This is a genomic window from Mesorhizobium sp. (genome assembly GCF_041661565.1).
GTDB lineage: Bacteria > Pseudomonadota > Alphaproteobacteria > Rhizobiales > Rhizobiaceae > Mesorhizobium.
Genome location: NZ_JBAZUD010000118.1, coordinates 1 through 16,554 on the forward strand (window position 1 = coordinate 1; position 16,554 = coordinate 16,554).

Genomic DNA, 16,554 nt, shown 5'->3' on the forward strand with positions numbered 1-16,554 from the left:
CGGACGCTCTGACATTTTGAATTCGAGCATGGTGCAAGGACGAGGTGGACATCTCGTGGCAGCATGCTCTAGCCGAACACGACAGGGGTGCCATGGCTGGCCATTCACAGTTCAAGAACATCATGCACCGCAAGGGCCGCCAGGACGCGGTGCGGTCGAAAATGTTTTCCAAGCTGGCGCGCGAAATCACCGTCGCCGCCAAGAGCGGCACGCCCGATCCATCGATGAACCCGCGCCTGCGACTGGCGATCCAGAACGCCAAGGCGGTTTCGATGCCTAAGGACAACATCCAGCGCGCCGTCAACAAGGCGTCGATGGGCGATGCCGAGAACTACGAAGCGGTGCGCTATGAGGGCTACGGCCCGGGTGGCGTCGCCCTGATCGTCGAAGCCCTGACCGACAACCGCAACCGTTCGGCGTCGAACGTGCGGGCCGCCTTCACCAAGGCCGGCGGCGCGCTTGGCGAAACCGGCTCGGTGTCGTTCATGTGGGACCGTGCCGGCGAGATCTACTATCCGGCATCCGCCGGCAGCGCCGACAAGGTCATGGACGCGGCGATCGAAGCGGGCGCCGACGATGTGGAATCGGACGAGGAAGGCCATACCATCCATTGCGCCTTCGAGAATCTCGGCGAAGTGTCGAAGGCGCTGGAAGCATCGCTCGGCGAAGCGGAATCGGTGAAGCCGATCTGGAAGCCGCAGAACAATGTTCCGGTCGACGAGGAACGGGCCCAGTCGCTGATGAAGCTGGTCGCGACGCTCGAGGACGACGATGACGTGCAAAGCGTCTACGCCAACTTCGAAGTCGACGACGAGACCATGGCCAAGCTCAGCGCGGCGTGAGTTTCTGCCCGTCACACGGAAGTGTAGGCGAACGCCATGGCCAAGGACTCCCCACCCAACGTATAGATCAGTCAGTGATCGACGGGAGGGGAGATGACTGACGAAGGGATTCAACTTGCCGCTGCGATGGCTTGGCCTCGCCGCGGTGGCTTCTGGCGCCGGTTCCTTGCTTCGTTTATCGACTACCTTGTGGTGCTGATACCGCTCTATTTTCTGGCGGCCGGCTTGTTCGCGCTGACCGACGGTGGGGTGAAAGGTCACTTCTGGCTCTTCTTAAGAATATGCATGTCGGCCAAGGTGCACGGCGGTCCGTCGCTTGAACGTTACGATTGGCAGGTGTGCAGGTCGTCTCTCTTCGGCTTTCCGGTAGCCAATTGGGCAGTTGGCACCGCGAAGGAAACCCAGTCTGCGAAGCCCGAGACGGTTTCAATCGATCTCAATTCGAAGGGGAATTTTCGACCTGCGGCGTTGGATCTGGGTTTCCTCCAGGTACCCGCTTTGGCGATCTATCTTCTTCTTATGGAAATGGCCTCGGGCCAATCAGTCGGTAAGCAGGCTTTGGTGCTCGTCGTGTATGACGAGAATGACTGGCAGAGAAGAGGCTTGCCCTTGCAAAAGGCGTTTCGTCGACAGGTGATCAAGTTTCTCGGGGCTTTCCCCCTCGTACTGACAGGGGCCTGGTCTGTCTTTCAGACCTGGGGGAGCGTTCCGGGACCTGCGCCGAGCTATTCCTGGCTGGAAATCGTGACTGCCTTCGTCGCGTTTGGCTTGGCTTTGATCTGGCCGCTCTGGATCGGAATATCGATAGCGTTGGGCAATGAGCCGATCCATGATCGGCTTGCCGGCACAACCGTTCGCACCCGCGAGACACATGAATGAGCCTCCCGGACAAACCTCGGATCGTCATCACCTACTGCACGCAGTGCCAGTGGCTGCTGCGCGCTGGCTGGATGGCGCAGGAGCTGCTTTCCACCTTCGGCACCGATCTCGGCGAAGTGACGCTGGTGCCTGGCACCGGAGGCATCTTCACCATCAGCTGCAACGACACGTTGGTCTGGGACCGCAAGCGCGACGGCGGCTTTCCCGAAGCTGCAAAACTCAAGCAACTTGTTCGCGATGTGATTGATCCCGGCCGTGACCTCGGCCACTCCGATCGCAAGGGTCACACGCAAAAAGACCCCGCTTGATGCGGAGTCTTTTGCATTTGCGAAGTGCCATAACTAAAGCAATGCGAAGATGAAGCAGGCCATCGCCACGATGGCGGTGACGGTGCGGACGTGGTTCCACATCACCCATTGGCTCAGATGGTTCGCCCACACGGCGGCGCCATTGCTGCTGGCCGGGTCGACGGCGGCGAGCGCATCGTTGAGCGGCACGTTGAAGATCATGGTGACGATCGGGTTGCCGATCAGGTAGATCACCGCGCCGGCAAGCAACCAGTACGAGCCGGACTGGCTCCAGCCCATGATGGCGGCGGCGATAAGCACCACACAGAGCAGGCCGGTTCCGAAAAGCGCCGTCATGAAGGTGGGCGTGATCACCGTGACGTTGATCGAATTCATCGCGGCGATGCCGCCCGCCGCCGGCAGGCGGGCAAGTGCCGGCATGACGAAATTGGAGAATGCGAAGAACACGCCGCCGACCACACCGGCACCGAGCGCGGCGACGAAGGTCAGGGTGGGGAGAAATTTCGCGATCATGTCGATTGCTCCGAGTCAGGGTTCGTTTAAACGTGAGTAGTTCTCACATTTGCTAAACGTGATAAACCCTCGTATTTTATCGGTCAAGCCACTTCCGTGGCGATTTCAGCCAGACGCATCTGTTCGGAGACGATCATGGAAGGCTTGCCGTCCAACGAGCCCAAAGCCTCGCCGCGCCGGGCACCGAGCCAGCGGCGCAGCCGCGAACGGGTCGAGCGCATGCTGGCCGCCGCCTCGGCGCTGATCGCCGAGCAAGGCAGCGATGCCATGCGCATGGGGGAAGTGGCGGAACGGGCGGGCGTATCGATCGGCTCGCTTTACCAGTTCTTTCCCGACAAGCGGGCGATCATCTGGGCGCTTGCCGAGCGCTACACAACCGAGGGCCAGGCCTGTATCTCAGCGGCGCTCGCCGTCGTCAGCGACGCCGAAGGCCTGCGCCAGGCGTTTTCGGAGCTGGTCGATATCTATTACGGCCTGTTCCTGGCCGAGCCGGTGATGCGCGACATCTGGTCCGGCACGCAAGCGGACAAGGCGCTGCGTCAACTCGAACTCGCCGACAGCCGGGCCAACGCCGGGTTCCTTACAGCAGTGCTGAAGCTGCTGCGTCCCAATGCCGATCCCGTCTCCCTGGAGACGACGGCGTTTCTCATCTGGCAGATGGGCGAAGCAGTTATGCGGCTGGCAATCTCGGTCGAGCGGCAGGAGGGCGACAGGCTGGTGGCGGCCTACAAGCGGATGGCGTTGCGGGAACTGACCGTCGCCTGAGTGGCGCTGTTCGCATTCATTGTTCGGGCATGGATCTGGCCGGCAACGATGTGGCTGACACAACGCTGCCTGGCGGCTGGTGCTCTAGCCGCCAGGCCTTCGGGCTCAAGCCGGTGATGCGAAGGAACTCGCGGTTGAAATTCGATTTGCTGAGGAAGCCGGCGTCGAACATGATGCGGGTGATCGGTTCTTCCGTCGCAGCCAGCAGGCGGCGCGCCTCGTCGATCCGATGGTTGTTGACATATTGCGACACGCTCGATCCGTGGATGCGATTGATCGCCGACGACACTTGCCGTGCCGGCAGGCCGAGGCGCCTGGCGATGCGCCCAAGATTGAGATCGACGTCCTTGTAGAGCTCCTTCGTTTGCATCAGCGCGTCGACCGCCGCTGCGATCGCTGAATCTTCGCTGGTTGCCCGTGGCGTGGTTTGCGCCACATCCACGGTCTCTTCATCCTGAGCAGGCGCTTCGCTGGCAACCGCGGCGGCACCCCCCAGCAGCAGCAGCGCCAGCACGTTGCCGCCGGCAATCACCGCGCCGGAATGAGCTCCGCCGGTCCATTGCATGTCGAAACTGATGATGATGTCGGTGAACGGCGACGCGAGGATCGCAAGCGCCGTCACCCACAGCGACCGGTAGGATCGCAAGACGCCGTCGAGGCGCGATTCGACAAGGACGTCCGGGCCAGCCAGCGCGAGCCAAAGAAGCGCGAACCCATACGACAAGTACACCAGGATGATCACCGGCCCGACCGGCTCGCGCCAGAAGACCAGCAGCAAGGCAACCAGGAAGGCCGGCAGCAGATGCGGCCACAGCCGTGACAGGCGGTGCTCCGACGGTTCCGTCGTCAGGCTGCCGAAGGCGATCCAGGCCAGCGGCGCGATCAGCGTCGCCAGCACCGACTGGGCCGGCATCATTGCCCTGACATCATAGCCCCAGCGGATGCCAATCAGCACCGACTGCAATGCATAGGCCGCCATCAGCAGAATGAAGGCGATGTTCTCGCGCAGATCGGCTTCGTTTCGGCGGATCATCTGCACAAGCAGGATGACAAGCAGCAGAGCAACGACGAACGGCAGGGGAATAAAGATCATGATCGCAAGCGTGGTTCCAAGGCTGGCGACCGACAATGACCTGGATTGCGTTCACGGTCGTCCCGGATCGCGATCGAGGACGCGGAAATCGGCATCCCGGGTCATTGCGACAACGCCGCGGTCCAACGGGGACCGCCATACATGATCGGAGATATCAATGAAATCCGCAATTCTCGTCTTGCTGTCATTCGCCAGTGTAGCACTTGCCTCACCGGCAAGCGGAGAGGCCGGCAAGACGCTCGATCTCGCTGGCGTGAGCGCCATCGTCATATCGGGTCAAGCCAGTTCCGTCAGGATCACCACCTTGGTGTCGGCATCTTACCAGGCGACGATTGGCAGCCGCCGCGAGGGCTGGTTTTCACGCTGGTATTCGAGCTGGTTCGCCAATGACTGCAGCCTTGCCAGCGACATGAAGCTGGAGGCCTCGACGCTGCGTATCGACGTTGCGCCGTCTTCATGGATGGACCCTTCAGACTGCAGGGTCGAGATCAATGCAAACATCCAACCTGAAAGCTCGGTGTCGATCGACCAGGCGGCGCTGCAGGCCAGGATGGAGGGGAATTTTTCCACCATAGCCATAACCAGCAAGGCAGCCGATGTCTCGCTGAACGGGCATGCGTCGACCGTCGAGCTCAAAGGCGACGCGCTGAAAGCCAATCTCACTTTTGGCAGCGTCAGACATGACGAAAACATTGCCATCGCCGGCAAGGCGCTGGACGCCACGCTAGTGTTCGGACAAGGGGTTGCGATCAGCTACTCGGTGACGGCGTCGGCATCCTTCGTCGACAGCTCGCTTCCCAACACCGTCGGCGCCAAGCCCTTGGTCGCCATCAACGGCGACTTTGTTCGCGCCACCATTCGCTGAAGCAAAAAACCCGCCACGAGGGCGGGTTCTTGATCTGCAAGGCTTGTCTGGCTTAGAGGCCGAAACCTTCGAAACGCTTCTTGAACTTCGACAGGCGGCCGCCGCGATCGAGCAGGGTCTGCTGGCCACCGGTCCAGGCCGGGTGGGTGGTCGGGTCGATATCGAGGTTCATCGTATCGCCTTCCTTGCCCCAGGTCGAACGGGTCATGTATTCGGTGCCATCGGTCATGACGACCTTGATGGTGTGGTAGTCGGGATGGATGTCGGTCTTCATGGCGCGGTTCCTGGCTTGCCGGCGCCGACGGGCATGAGCCTGCGTCGATGCGCCTCTTTTTTAAACTCAAAGCCGCGGCTATTGAGGAGCCACGGCTTCTAAAACGGTCGGCGAGCCTATACATCAGGCGGAATTGAATCACAAGGCCGCGACAAGCGCATAGTGAAGCGCATGCCCAAGAGCGGCCAGAGGAAACACTGCCATGGCGCAAACCAGCAGCGCAGACGAGCGGCGGCGCTCGCTCAAGCCGCTCAGGCGCCTGTTTCCTTATATCACGCACTATCGCACGCTGGTTGTCGGCGCCGTCATCTCGCTGGTCATCGCGGCGGCGACCACGCTGGCCCTGCCGCTCGCGGTTCGCCGCATGATCGATCATGGCTTCTCGTCATCCAACACAAGTTTCATCGCTGAATATTTCGTCGCATTGCTGGCGATGGCCGCCATGCTGGCGGCGGCATCGGCCGGCCGCTATTATTTCGTCATCACGCTTGGCGAGCGCGTTGTCGCCGATATCAGGCGCGATGTGTTCGCCCATGTGACGACACTGTCGCCCTCCTTCTTCGATACCGCGCAGTCCGGCGAGATCGTGTCGCGGCTCGCCGCCGACACGACTCAGGTCAAGTCGGCGGTCGGCGCCACGGCCTCGGTCGCGCTGCGCAATGTCATCCTCGGCCTCGGCGCGGTGGCAATGATGGTCGTCACCAGCCCGAAACTGTCCAGCCTGGTCATCGCCGCCATTCCAATCATCGTACTGCCGCTGGTCGCCTTCGGCCGTTCGGTGCGGCGGAAGTCGCGGCAGGCGCAGGACACGCTCGCCGACGCGACGGCCTATGCCAGCGAGCAGATCGGCGCCGTTCGCACGCTGCAGGCCTTCACCAACGAGAAGCTGGTCACCGGTCATTTCTCGGCCGCCGTGGAGGCCGCTTTCGAGGCGGCCCGGTCCTCGATCTTCGCACGCTCGTTCCTCACTTTCTTCGCCATCTTCACGATCTTCTCCTCGGTCGTGGCCGTGCTGTGGTTCGGCTCGCGCGACGTGCTGGAAGGCACCCTGTCGCCAGGCACGCTTGGCCAGTTCCTGCTCTATTCGGTGTTCGCCGCCGGCGCGCTTGGCGCGCTGTCGGAGGTCTGGGGCGAACTCGCCCAGGCGGCGGGCGCCGCCGAACGGCTGACCGAAATCCTGGCCGAAAAGCCGGCGATCCAGGCCCCCGCCGACCCGAAGCCGCTGCCGGCCGTGGCCAAGGGCGCGATCAGCTTCGAGGGCGTGTCCTTCTCCTATCCGGCAAGGCCGGACCGCGCCGCCGTGCACGGTTTGAGCTTCCAGGTCATGCCCGGCGAGACGGTGGCGATCGTCGGTCCTTCGGGGGCGGGCAAGAGCACCGTCTTTTCGCTGATCCTGCGCTTCTACGACCCCGAAACCGGCAGGATCACGATCGACGGCGTCGACGTGCGCGAGGCCGATCCCGTCGCGGTCAGGCAGCGTATCGCGATCGTGCCGCAGGATGTCACCATCTTCGCGGCGACCGCCCGCGACAATATCGGCTTCGGCCGGCCGGGTGCCGGCAATGCCGAGATCGAGGCGGCGGCCAAGGACGCGCTGGCCGATGAATTCATCCTGCGGCTGGAAAAAGGCTATGACAGCCAGGTCGGCGAGCGCGGCGTGACGCTGTCCGGCGGCCAGCGCCAGCGGGTGGCCATCGCGCGCGCCATCCTTCGCGACGCGCCGATCCTGTTGCTCGACGAAGCCACCTCCGCCCTCGACGCCGAAAGCGAGACGCTGGTGCAGGTTGCGCTTGAACGGCTAATGCAGGGCCGTACCACCGTCGTCATCGCCCACCGCTTGGCGACCGTGCTGAAGGCCGACAGGATCCTGGTCATGGATGGCGGCCGCATCGTCGAGGAAGGTACGCATCACAGTCTCGTCGCCAAGGGCGGGATCTATGCGCGGCTGGCCAAGCTGCAGTTCGAGAGCGGGGCGACCGCCTTCCGGGGCGCGGCCGAATAAGCATTGCCGATGGTTCAGTTGGCCGGTGCCTCGGCATAGGCGAAATTGTAGTCCCAGGACGAATTCCCGCTCATCTTCCTGCGCGATTTCAGATAGGCGCCGATGTCCCTGGCGGGAACCTTGTCGCCGATCGTCTTGAGAAACCAGTCAACCTGAAATTCGGTCGGCGTGCTGGACCAGCGCGCCTTGAAGGCGACGTAGGGCGTGATCACGTCATCAGGTTTCTCGGGGCCGACGAATTGTGCCTTGAGGTTGCGGACGATGCATTGATGCCGCCTGAAGGCGGGACCGCCAAGCCAGACCGGCCCAACCCTGCCAACCATGTCGGGCTCCGGCAGATTGCCGATGCCGACGTCGGCCTTCAACGGAAAATTCTTGGCAAGATCATCCTCGTCGAGGGCGTCGGCCGGCAGCTGGTAGGATTCGATCACCAGGACGACATTCTCATCCCGGCTGTCATGCGTCACCAAGGGCGCCACACTCGCCATCCCGGGATACTGGCGGTTGTAATATTGGAGATAGTCGTTGGCGAGCTTGCTCACGGATTGTGAAACCAGCTTGTAGCGCATGACGTCGGCGTCCCCGCCGCGATAGGTCGTGGTGACCGTCAGCGCCAGCGGCTCGCCCTCGCGCCGGGGAAAATCGAACGCCTCGCTGACGAAGGTGGTCGGCTGGAACAGCTCCTTGCGTTCCATTCTTTCCATCTTCGCGTCATTGGCGACAATCGGCAGGGCAAAGCCATAGTCGGGTGCGACAAGGTTCTCGGCGCGGCCGCCCTGGAGGTAGTTGGTGGCGTCGATCCAGTAAGTCTGGCTGCCGATGACGGCCTTGACGATGACATGGTCAAAGGCGCGGACCGTCGGAAGAACGTCGCCCAGTGCCAATCCGTCGTCGAGATCGGTCAGCGCGGAGTCCGCCCGTATGCCCAGCCGTCGAAGGCTGGTGGCGAGAAGCAGGGCTTTGTCCTTGCAGTCGCCGAAGCCGCTCCTGACCACCACATCGGGACTGCGCGGGACATACGAGCCGCGGCCCATGGACAGGCTGACATAGCGGATATTGTCCTGGACCAGCCGCATGGCCTCGATCATCCGGTCTTCCGGCCTGGCAAATCTGGCGGCGATGTCGTCGAGTTTGGCGGCGAAATCATCCGGCAATCGCTGATCGAGCCGATAGTAGGGCAAAAGCGCGTCGACGATGTCCTGCCATTTGTCGGTCGAGGAGATCTCGACCGCCGGATAGGCCGGGAAATCCGCCGGCAGGTTGTCCTCGGACAGGACCGGAGTGGGATCGGCGCTTTGCCAGAGATAGGTGGTCAGGGCACCGTCCGTCTTGATGTCGGGCCGGATGTCGGTGCGGAGCTGGCGGATCTTGAGCGGCGCGGCTGTCGGCCACGTCACCTTTTCGCGGATGAGCGCTATGGGTTCGTCCCACGCCACCGAGACGGAACGGAAAAACAGGTTGGCCCCGACAATGGGCGTTCTGACGGTCGTCTTGCCGTAGTCGATGATGTCGCCGACACGAACATCGTCGATGTTCAAATAGGCGGTGAGCCAGCCATCGAAGAGGCCTTTCTCCGCATCCTTCTCGCGTCGAAACACATCGAAGCTGGCATCGGGAAGCCGGTCGATCACCACGCCGTCGCGAATGATGCGCAGCCAGTTCATCGTCACCTCGGACGTCGCCGGGTCGAACTCGAAACTTATCGCCGCGCCGCGTTCGAGCCCGCTGCGGTCGACGATCCTGTAGGCGTATCGGTCGAAAGTCTCGGATCCGTCCGGCCGATTCCTGGTCTGGTAGTCCGACAGAAGACTGGACACGCCGTTCCTGACCTGGCTGTCGAATAGCGGATCCGCCTTCGGCAGGTCGATCCGATCCACCCAGCCGGCGGGGTCGCCCTTGTGGACTTCGCCTCCGGCGAGCGCCGGCAGGCAGACCATGACAAGGGCGATCCAGGCGCAGAGTCTTGCCATTGCCTTGAATGTCATTTGAAAAGCGCCCGTCCCCTCGGATGCCACCAGTGATAGAAAAGTAAAAGCAGTCCGGCAAGACGCATTGCGGCGGGCGGCCTGCTCCTCGCCGCCCGCCTGCTTCGGGGGCCGTGGCGAAAGGACGGCGCTCCGGCGATCTCAGCTTCCGTAGCGCTGCTTCAGATGGTTCACGAAATAGCTCGCGTCGAGCTTTTCGCCGGTGGCGCGTTCGAGCAACTCCGGCGTCGACCAGCGCGAGCCCTGCGACCAGATTTTTTCGCGGCGCCACGCGTTGATCGCCTCGAAGTTTCCTTTTGCGAGGTCGTCGTCGGCGGAGGGGTGTTCCCTGGTCAGCGCCGCCCATTGCTGCGCCGCCATCATCGCGCCCAGCGTGTAGGACGGGAAATAGCCGAAGGCAGCGCCCGGCCAATGCACGTCCTGCATCGGTCCGTCGGCCGGATTGTCGATGGTCGAGAGCCCGAGATAGTCGCGCATCCTGGCGTCCCAGGCTTCGGGAAGATCCGCCACTTCCAGCCTGCCGGACACGAGTTCCTGCTCCAGTTCATAACGCAGGATGACATGCAGGGGGTAGGTCACCTCATCGGCATCGACACGGATCAGTCCGCGTTCGACACGGTGCACATGCGGCAGGATGTCCTCGAGCGACCATGCCTCGCCGAGATGCCTTTCGACCACCGGCAGGGCCCAGCGCCAGAAGGCCGGGTTGCGGCCGAGCTGCTTTTCGACGAACAGGCTCTGGCTTTCATGCACGGCCATGCCGCGCGCCTTGCCGAGCGGCCAGTGCGACCATGCCTTGGCCAGGTTCTGTTCATAGAGCGCATGGCCGGTCTCATGCAGCACGCCCATCAGCGCCGACAGGAAATCGGAGGTCTTGTAGCGGGTGGTGATGCGCACGTCGCTCGGCACGCCGCCGCAGAACGGGTGATGCGACACCGACAGCGAGCCGTGCGTCAGGTCGAAACCAACCGCCGCCATCATCGCAAGGCCGAGTTCGCGCTGCTTGTCGATCGCATAGGTGCCCGAGAGCGGCTTCAGCGGGCGCTTGCGCAGCCGGGTTTCCTGCACCGCCAGCGCTTCCGGCACGAACCCCTTCAAGAAAGCCTTCAGGTCGGTGAAGACCGGGGTGATGTCGGCGGTGCGGTTGCCGGGGTCGTATTGCTCCATCAGCGCGTCATAGGGCGCGAGGCCAAGCACGTCGGCGCGCAAGGCCGCCTCCTCGCGCACCAGCGCCACCACGCCTTCCAGCGCCGGCTGGAAGCCCGCCCAGTCGTTCCGGGCGCGCAACTCGCGCCACAGTTGCTCGCAGCGCATGCGCGCGGTCGTCTGGCGCTCGACGAATTCGACCGGCAGGCAGGTCAGATTGGTGTACTGCCGCCGCAGTTCGGCAACAGCCGCCTTCTGCTCGTCGTTGAGCGTTTCGGCCTCGGCGGCGGCGATCCAGTCGCCTATCTCCGGCGCGGTTGCCCTTGTGTGATACATGCCGGCCAGCGCCGACATCGCCTCGGCACGCTTCTCGCCGCCGCCAACCGCCATGTGGGTGGCCTCGTCGGCTCCCAGGATGGCCAGCGCATGCTCGAGTGCTTCGAGCTTGTGGCCGAGATCATCGAGTTTCTGAAAGGACATGGCGGTTTCCTTGATTGAGGACGGCGCGAAAAGATACCAACGCCAGGGCGTTTGCAACCCTCCGGCATGATCCGGGCAGGCATCTTGCGCAGGCAAGGTGACGCGTGAAATGCTGCCGCGAGAAATCGAAGGGAACGCAATGATCGGCAACGTCCTGGTTGGCCTGGTGGCCTTGATCCATGTCTACATCGTCTATCTAGAGATGGTGCTGTGGGACACGCCCCGCGGTCGCAAGGCCTTCGGCCTGACGCCGGAATTCGCCAGCGCGTCGAAGGTGCTCGCCGCCAACCAGGGCCTCTACAACGGATTTCTTGCCGCCGGCCTGATCTGGGGGCTGACCCTCGGCGCGGCCGGGTTTCAGATCAAGGTGTTCTTCCTGCTGTGCGTGGCCATTGCCGGCCTTTACGGGGCGACGACAGTCGGCCGCAAGATCCTGTTCATCCAGGCCGTGCCGGCGGTGCTTGCGCTGGTTGCCATCTGGCTGGGCCGCTAGTCCACGCGTGATCCGCTTGATGATCAGTCACCGTTCGGTGAGTTTCAATTCAATACGGCGGTTCTTGTTGCGTGCCTCGTCGGTGTCGGCGGGGTCGAGCGGCTGGAACTCGCCGAAACCGGCGGCGACCAGCCGGTTGGCCGGCACGCCATTCTCGATGAGGAATTTCACCACCGAGGTCGAGCGGGCCGTCGACAGCTCCCAATTGTCGCGGTAGCGGCCGTTGCCGGAGAGCGGCTTGTTGTCGGTGTGGCCGTCGACGCGCAGCACCCAGTTGATCTCCGGCGGAATTTCCTTCTGCAGCTCGATGATGGCGTCGGCGAGCTTCTTCATCTCGCCCTTGCCGGCATCGTTGATCACCTCGGAGCCGGTCGGGAACAGCACTTCCGACTGGAACACGAAGCGGTCGCCGACGATGCGGATGTTCTCGCGGTCGGCGAGGATTTCACGCAGGCGGCCGAAGAAGTCGGAGCGGTAGCGGTTCAATTCCTGCACGCGCTGCGCCAGCGCGACATTGAGGCGGCGGCCGAGATCGGCGATCTTGGTGTTGGAATCGCGGTCGCGCGTTTCGGACACGTTGAGCGCGTCCTCGAGCGCGCCGATCTGCTTGCGCAGCGCCGCGATCTGCTGGTTGAGGATTTCGACCTGGCTCAACGCCTGCTGGCTGATCTGCCGCTGGCTGTCGAGTTCGCCGCCCAGTTCGATGGCGCGCTGGTTGGCGGCGTCGCCGGCGCCGGCGCCTTGCGCCAGCAATTGTTCGAGCCGGCTCTTTTCCGCTTCCGCCGCCGACAGCGACGCCTGCAGATTGGCCAGCGAATCGTCCTTGTCCTGCGCCGTCGAGCGTTCCAGCGCCAGAAGCTGGGTCAGTTCGTTGATCTGCGAGTTGAGGCGCGACAGCGCCGTGTCCTTGCCCGAGAGTTCACGCCCGAGCAGGAACTGGGCCAGCACGAACACGGTGAGCAGGAACATGATGGCCAGCAGCAGCGTCGACAGCGCGTCGACGAAGCCTGGCCAGTAGTCGATGCGGCGATCGGTGCGCCGGCCCCTGGCGAGCGCCATGTCAGTGCACCCCGGGCTTCTTCAGGGCTTCGGCGATCTTTTCCAGCGTGTTGCGCATCGCCTTCTGCTCATCCGACTGGGCCTCGACCCAATCGCGCATGATCTGCTGCTCCGAGCGCATGTTCTTCACTAGGCCGGAGATGCCGTCGGCGAGGTTGGCCATGGCGGTGGCGACGCGGGGGTTGGAGCCGCCGCCATTCTCCTGCATGCTGCGCAGCCGTTCGGACAGCACACGGATCTCGTCGGAGGATTCGGACTTGGCCGGATCGGAGACGACGATGTCGGACGACAGGTCGGTGACCGAGGAAAGCCAGTTCTCAAGCTCGGTGTAGAAGCGGGTCTGGGCGCGGCCGGCCTGCAAGTCGAGGAAGCCGAGCACGAGCGAGCCGGAAAGGCCGAACAGCGACGACGAGAAGGCCGTGCCCATGCCGGCCAGCGGCGCCGAAAGCCCCTGCTTCAGCGAGTCGAGCACGGCGGCGGCGTCGCCGGTGCCCGGATCGAGCGATTCGATGGTCTCACGGATCGAGCCGATGGTGTTCAGCAGGCCCCAGAAGGTGCCGAGCAGGCCGAGGAACACAAGCAGGCCGACGAGGTAGCGCGAGGTGTCGCGGCTTTCGTCGAGGCGCGTGGCGATGGAATCGAGCATAGTGCGCATCGAACTGGTCGAGAAGGCGGTCGCGGATGAGCGGCCAATCATCGCCTTCATCGGCGCCAGCAGCACCGGTTCGGTGGTCTCGGAGCCGGCGCGGAACGAGTTGACCCAGCGCACTTCGCGAAACAGCCGCCCGACCTGGCCGAAGGCCAGCAGGATGCCGACCGCCAGCACGCCGACGATGAGGCCGTTGAGGCCCGGATTGCTGCCAAAGGCCGTCGAGATCTGGCGGGTCAGGATGGCGGCGATAAAGGCGACGATGGCGAGGAAGATCACCATGGTCAGCAAGAAGACCTGCGGGCTCGACAGTTTGTGCGGGTCGTAGACCAGGACGTCGGAACGCCTGCCCACGCCGAAGGATCTGAGAAAAGCCATCCGTGCCCCGTTTCCACTGCCGCCGATCGCGCCGCTCGCGACTCTAAACGGAATTGTGACCAAATTGAATGGCGATTGGCAATATTGCCGTTCCGGCAGGCCTGTTCAGAGGCGGCTGACAACCAGGCAGTCGACCATGGCGGCCAGATGCAGGCCGGCGCCGGTGACGACGAAGCCATGCCAAAGCGCGTTGTGGAAGCGCAGCCGCTTCCAGGCGAAGAAGATGACGCCGCAGGAATAGACGATGCCGCCTGCAACGATCAGCATCAGGGATGTCGTCGGCAGCGTCTGGACCAGCGGCTTGGCCAGGACGATGCCGCTCCAGCCGATGGCGAGATAGAAGACGATGGCCAGCCGGTCAAAACGGCCGGGAAGGAACACCTTGATCGCGATCCCCAGCGCCGCGGCGCTCCAGACCAGCACGATCATCCAGTTCGCCAGCGGCGAGCCGTCGAGTTGCGCCAGGAAGGGCGTGTATGTGCCGGCGATCAGGAGATAGATCGCGGCGTGGTCGAAACGCCTTAAGACCCATTTCGCCGGCGAGGAGACCGGCCACAGATTGTAGGTCATCGACACCGACAGCACGGTGAGCAGCGAGACCACGTAGAAGGCGGCGGCGATGTATTCGCCCGGGCCGACCCGATAGGCTGCCAGTGCCAGCAATGCCGAACCGGCCGCTATCGCCAGCACGATGCCGACGGCGTGAACGATGCCGTCGGCAATCATCTCCGCGCGGGAATAGTGCCAGCGGCCCATGAACGGGATTTCGAGTTGCGGCGGGATATCGGTCATCTATGGTCCTGCGTCACCCCCATATCTGGGTAACCGCCTGACAGTATTTCAAGCTTTTGTTGCGGTTATGCGACCGCGGCGCATCAGCGCGTCGTGCCGGTCAGCGTGCCATGAGCGGCTTTTTCACCGCCTTCAGCAGTGCGCGCTGGATGACCTCGTTGCCGGCGACCGCCGAGCCCTTGTCGAGCATGTCCTGGCCGCCATCCATGTCGGAAACGAATCCGCCCGCCTCGCGGATCATGAGGAGGCCGGCGGCGATATCCCAGGCCGAGAGGCCGGTTTCCCAGAACCCGTCCATACGGCCCGCGGCGACATAGGCAAGGTCGAGCGAGGCGGCGCCGAGGCGACGGACGCCCGACACTTCCGCCATGACATTGCGCAGTTCGACGAGGAAATTGCCGTGATGACCGCGCCCCAGATGCGGCACGCCACAGCCGATCACCGTGTCGACCAGCTTGGTGCGGCCGGCAACGCGCAGGCGGCGGTCGTTCATGAAGGCGCCGCCGCCACGCTCGGCGGTGTAGAGTTCATCCATCGCCGGGTTGTAGATGACGCCGGCAACAAGCTGGCCCTGGCGCTCCAGGGCGATGGAAACAGCAAAGAGCGGGATGCCATGCAGGAAATTGGTGGTGCCGTCGAGCGGGTCGACGATCCAGCGGTGCTGGCCGTCGTCGCCTTCGACCACGCCGCGCTCTTCCATCAGGAAGCCATAGCCGGGGCGTGCCTTCGACAGTTCCGCGAAAACGATGTCCTCGGCCTTGCGGTCGGCCTGGCTGACATAGTCGCCGGGACCCTTCATGGACACCTGCAGGTTCTGGACCTCGCCGAAGTCGCGCGACAGCGAACGGCCGGCCTTCATTGCGGCCTGGACCATGACGTTGAGGAGGGCTGATCGTGCCATCTTAAATCTTCCTGCCGTCGCGCGTCAGTCGGCGCGGCGCACGTAAGTGATTTCGTTGGTGTCGACGATGATGCGTTCGCCGGCGCCGATGAAGGGCGGAACCAGGACGCGGATGCCGTTCTCCAGCACCGCCGGCTTGTATGAGGAGGCCGCTGTCTGCCCCTTTACCACCGGATCCGCCTCGGTGATGGTCAGCGTCACATAGTCGGGCAGCGAAATGCCGATCGGCCTGTCCTCGTAGAGTTGCACCGTCACCATCATGCCGTCCTGCAGGAAGGCGGCGCGGTCGCCGACGAATTCCTTGTTCAGTTCCAGCTGCTCGTAGCTCTGGGTGTCCATGAACACCAGCGCGTCGTCCTGCTCGTAGAGGAAGGAGAAATCCTTGAGGTCGAGCCGGATCTGCTCGACGGTCTCGGCGGAACGGAAGCGCTCGTTGAGCTTGGTGCCGTTGATCAGGTTCTTCAGTTCGACCTGGTTGTAGGCGCCGCCCTTGCCGGGCTTGACCGTGTTGGTCCTGACCGCCACCCACAGGCCGCCATCATGCTCGATGACGTAGCCGGGACGAATTTCGTTGCCATTGATCTTGGCCATGATGAGGTGATCCGGGATGCTACCAATGGCCGGGCCGCTGGTATGGGATGTTCGCTGGGACGCGATTTCGGGCTCCCAAGACCACAAATCAACCGAAGAGGCAAGGGAGCGCCAAGTCGCCGCCGCGCCCCGAGGGGCCGTCAGGGCAGGCGGTTCGCCTTGCGCAAGGCCTGCTTGGTCTGGTCGTCGCCCAAGCCTTGCAGGAAATCATCCATTTCTGGATCGATGAGACCGGCGCGGCGGGCCACGATGTACCAGGCGCCGGCGAGCACCAGGTCCGGATCGGTGCCGATGCCTTGCATGTAGAGTTTCGCCAGGCGGTTCTGGGCGGCGACATTGCCGCCTTCCGCCGCCTGCTTGGTCCAGCCAAAGGCGGACTTCAGGTCGCGCGCGCCGCCGCGTCCCTCGATCATCCAGGCGGCGAGATCGATCTGGGCGGTGTCGTAATTCTGCCTGGCGGCTTGTGCCAGCAGGCGCCTCGCCTGCGCGTCGTCGCGCGGTTTGCCGCCGACGCCATTGGCATAGATCTGCGACATCGC

Annotated in this window: 18 protein-coding genes; 7 read left to right on the forward strand and 11 right to left on the reverse strand. The window is 63.5% G+C overall.

The annotated features are described in order from the left end of the window. Positions 1-92: 92 nt before the first annotated feature. The 3 genes from WC739_RS18905 (at position 93) to WC739_RS18915 (ending at position 2,029) form a co-directional block, all read left to right on the forward strand. Positions 93-842 (forward strand): YebC/PmpR family DNA-binding transcriptional regulator, encoded by a 750-nt coding sequence (locus tag WC739_RS18905; RefSeq protein WP_372954553.1) that lies wholly within the window; start codon positions 93-95, stop codon positions 840-842. A 93-nt stretch (positions 843-935) separates the two neighbouring features. Further along, the gene (locus WC739_RS18910) at positions 936-1,721 is read left to right on the forward strand and encodes an RDD family protein (RefSeq protein ID WP_372954554.1); all 786 of its coding nucleotides are present in this window, start codon (positions 936-938) and stop codon (positions 1,719-1,721) included. Beyond that, positions 1,718-2,029, forward strand: a complete 312-nt coding sequence (locus WC739_RS18915; RefSeq protein ID WP_372954555.1) for a SelT/SelW/SelH family protein — start codon at positions 1,718-1,720, stop codon at positions 2,027-2,029. The genes WC739_RS18910 and WC739_RS18915 overlap by 4 nt, the downstream gene beginning before the upstream one ends. Positions 2,030-2,062: 33 nt before the next feature. On the opposite strand, the gene WC739_RS18920 is transcribed toward WC739_RS18915, so the two are convergent. Next, complete coding sequence (locus tag WC739_RS18920) at positions 2,063-2,542, reverse strand: DUF1772 domain-containing protein (RefSeq protein WP_372954556.1); 480 nt, start codon at positions 2,540-2,542, stop codon at positions 2,063-2,065. A gap of 135 nt (positions 2,543-2,677) precedes the next feature. Here WC739_RS18920 and WC739_RS18925 point away from each other — a divergent pair, with 135 nt between their 5' ends. Beyond that, a complete protein-coding gene (locus tag WC739_RS18925) occupies positions 2,678-3,307 on the forward strand; it encodes a TetR/AcrR family transcriptional regulator (RefSeq protein ID WP_372954557.1) in 630 nt (209 codons plus the stop codon). A gap of 16 nt (positions 3,308-3,323) precedes the next feature. On the opposite strand, the gene WC739_RS18930 is transcribed toward WC739_RS18925, so the two are convergent. Further along, positions 3,324-4,400: a helix-turn-helix domain-containing protein gene (locus WC739_RS18930; RefSeq protein ID WP_372954558.1), complete on the reverse strand. Its 1,077-nt coding sequence runs from the start codon at positions 4,398-4,400 to the stop codon at positions 3,324-3,326. A 157-nt stretch (positions 4,401-4,557) separates the two neighbouring features. Between WC739_RS18930 and WC739_RS18935 the strand changes: the two genes are divergently transcribed. Next, positions 4,558-5,265, forward strand: a complete 708-nt coding sequence (locus WC739_RS18935) for a hypothetical protein (RefSeq protein ID WP_372954559.1) — start codon at positions 4,558-4,560, stop codon at positions 5,263-5,265. A 52-nt stretch (positions 5,266-5,317) separates the two neighbouring features. Here WC739_RS18935 and rpmE read toward each other — a convergent pair whose 3' ends face one another. Then, positions 5,318-5,539 carry a 50S ribosomal protein L31 gene (gene rpmE / locus WC739_RS18940; RefSeq protein ID WP_006327661.1) on the reverse strand — a complete coding sequence of 74 codons (222 nt, stop codon included), beginning with the start codon at positions 5,537-5,539 and terminating at the stop codon, positions 5,318-5,320. A gap of 202 nt (positions 5,540-5,741) precedes the next feature. On the opposite strand from rpmE, the gene WC739_RS18945 reads away from it, so the two are divergent. After that, complete coding sequence (locus WC739_RS18945) at positions 5,742-7,541, forward strand: ABC transporter transmembrane domain-containing protein (protein ID WP_372954560.1); 1,800 nt, start codon at positions 5,742-5,744, stop codon at positions 7,539-7,541. Positions 7,542-7,555: 14 nt separating this feature from the next. Here the strand turns inward: WC739_RS18945 and WC739_RS18950 are convergent, their stop codons facing one another. Both WC739_RS18950 and WC739_RS18955 read right to left on the reverse strand, forming a co-directional pair. Next, positions 7,556-9,526 carry a DUF3857 domain-containing transglutaminase family protein gene (locus WC739_RS18950; protein ID WP_372954561.1) on the reverse strand — a complete coding sequence of 657 codons (1,971 nt, stop codon included), beginning with the start codon at positions 9,524-9,526 and terminating at the stop codon, positions 7,556-7,558. A gap of 141 nt (positions 9,527-9,667) precedes the next feature. Beyond that, positions 9,668-11,152 (reverse strand): carboxypeptidase M32, encoded by a 1,485-nt coding sequence (locus tag WC739_RS18955; protein WP_372954562.1) that lies wholly within the window; start codon positions 11,150-11,152, stop codon positions 9,668-9,670. A 139-nt stretch (positions 11,153-11,291) separates the two neighbouring features. Here WC739_RS18955 and WC739_RS18960 point away from each other — a divergent pair, with 139 nt between their 5' ends. Next, the gene (locus tag WC739_RS18960; RefSeq protein WP_372954563.1) at positions 11,292-11,645 is read left to right on the forward strand and encodes a DUF1304 domain-containing protein; all 354 of its coding nucleotides are present in this window, start codon (positions 11,292-11,294) and stop codon (positions 11,643-11,645) included. A gap of 27 nt (positions 11,646-11,672) precedes the next feature. On the opposite strand, the gene WC739_RS18965 is transcribed toward WC739_RS18960, so the two are convergent. The 6 genes from WC739_RS18965 to WC739_RS18990 all read right to left on the reverse strand — a co-directional run. Continuing rightward, positions 11,673-12,704, reverse strand: coding sequence for a peptidoglycan -binding protein (locus WC739_RS18965; RefSeq protein ID WP_372954564.1), 1,032 nt, complete (start codon positions 12,702-12,704; stop codon positions 11,673-11,675). Position 12,705: 1 nt separating this feature from the next. Continuing rightward, positions 12,706-13,731, reverse strand: coding sequence for a MotA/TolQ/ExbB proton channel family protein (locus WC739_RS18970; protein WP_372954565.1), 1,026 nt, complete (start codon positions 13,729-13,731; stop codon positions 12,706-12,708). Positions 13,732-13,836: 105 nt separating this feature from the next. Then, positions 13,837-14,523: a hemolysin III family protein gene (locus WC739_RS18975; protein ID WP_372954566.1), complete on the reverse strand. Its 687-nt coding sequence runs from the start codon at positions 14,521-14,523 to the stop codon at positions 13,837-13,839. A gap of 100 nt (positions 14,524-14,623) precedes the next feature. Next, positions 14,624-15,424: an inositol monophosphatase family protein gene (locus WC739_RS18980; protein ID WP_372954567.1), complete on the reverse strand. Its 801-nt coding sequence runs from the start codon at positions 15,422-15,424 to the stop codon at positions 14,624-14,626. Between the two features lie 24 nt (positions 15,425-15,448). After that, entirely contained in the window at positions 15,449-16,015 is a 567-nt protein-coding gene (efp, locus tag WC739_RS18985) for an elongation factor P (RefSeq protein WP_372954568.1), read from the reverse strand. Positions 16,016-16,155: 140 nt separating this feature from the next. Next, on the reverse strand, positions 16,156-16,554 hold a 399-nt coding region (locus WC739_RS18990), incomplete at its 5' end, for a tetratricopeptide repeat protein (protein ID WP_372954569.1).

What these genes read in the sequence shown, in the direction of transcription:
- WC739_RS18910 (WP_372954554.1), top strand. Translation starts at nt 936, where the DNA reads ATGACTGACGAAGGGATTCAACTTGCCGCTGCGATGGCTTGGCCTCGC.
- WC739_RS18960 (WP_372954563.1), top strand. Translation starts at nt 11,292, where the DNA reads ATGATCGGCAACGTCCTGGTTGGCCTGGTGGCCTTGATCCATGTCTAC.
- WC739_RS18915 (WP_372954555.1), top strand. Translation starts at nt 1,718, where the DNA reads ATGAGCCTCCCGGACAAACCTCGGATCGTCATCACCTACTGCACGCAG.
- WC739_RS18975 (WP_372954566.1), bottom strand. Translation starts at nt 14,523, where the DNA reads ATGACCGATATCCCGCCGCAACTCGAAATCCCGTTCATGGGCCGCTGG.
- rpmE (WP_006327661.1), bottom strand. Translation starts at nt 5,539, where the DNA reads ATGAAGACCGACATCCATCCCGACTACCACACCATCAAGGTCGTCATG.
- WC739_RS18965 (WP_372954564.1), bottom strand. Translation starts at nt 12,704, where the DNA reads ATGGCGCTCGCCAGGGGCCGGCGCACCGATCGCCGCATCGACTACTGG.
- WC739_RS18935 (WP_372954559.1), top strand. Translation starts at nt 4,558, where the DNA reads ATGAAATCCGCAATTCTCGTCTTGCTGTCATTCGCCAGTGTAGCACTT.
- WC739_RS18980 (WP_372954567.1), bottom strand. Translation starts at nt 15,424, where the DNA reads ATGGCACGATCAGCCCTCCTCAACGTCATGGTCCAGGCCGCAATGAAG.
- WC739_RS18905 (WP_372954553.1), top strand. Translation starts at nt 93, where the DNA reads ATGGCTGGCCATTCACAGTTCAAGAACATCATGCACCGCAAGGGCCGC.
- WC739_RS18925 (WP_372954557.1), top strand. Translation starts at nt 2,678, where the DNA reads ATGGAAGGCTTGCCGTCCAACGAGCCCAAAGCCTCGCCGCGCCGGGCA.
- WC739_RS18955 (WP_372954562.1), bottom strand. Translation starts at nt 11,152, where the DNA reads ATGTCCTTTCAGAAACTCGATGATCTCGGCCACAAGCTCGAAGCACTC.
- WC739_RS18970 (WP_372954565.1), bottom strand. Translation starts at nt 13,731, where the DNA reads ATGGCTTTTCTCAGATCCTTCGGCGTGGGCAGGCGTTCCGACGTCCTG.
- WC739_RS18945 (WP_372954560.1), top strand. Translation starts at nt 5,742, where the DNA reads ATGGCGCAAACCAGCAGCGCAGACGAGCGGCGGCGCTCGCTCAAGCCG.
- WC739_RS18950 (WP_372954561.1), bottom strand. Translation starts at nt 9,526, where the DNA reads ATGACATTCAAGGCAATGGCAAGACTCTGCGCCTGGATCGCCCTTGTC.
- WC739_RS18920 (WP_372954556.1), bottom strand. Translation starts at nt 2,542, where the DNA reads ATGATCGCGAAATTTCTCCCCACCCTGACCTTCGTCGCCGCGCTCGGT.
- efp (WP_372954568.1), bottom strand. Translation starts at nt 16,015, where the DNA reads ATGGCCAAGATCAATGGCAACGAAATTCGTCCCGGCTACGTCATCGAG.
- WC739_RS18930 (WP_372954558.1), bottom strand. Translation starts at nt 4,400, where the DNA reads ATGATCTTTATTCCCCTGCCGTTCGTCGTTGCTCTGCTGCTTGTCATC.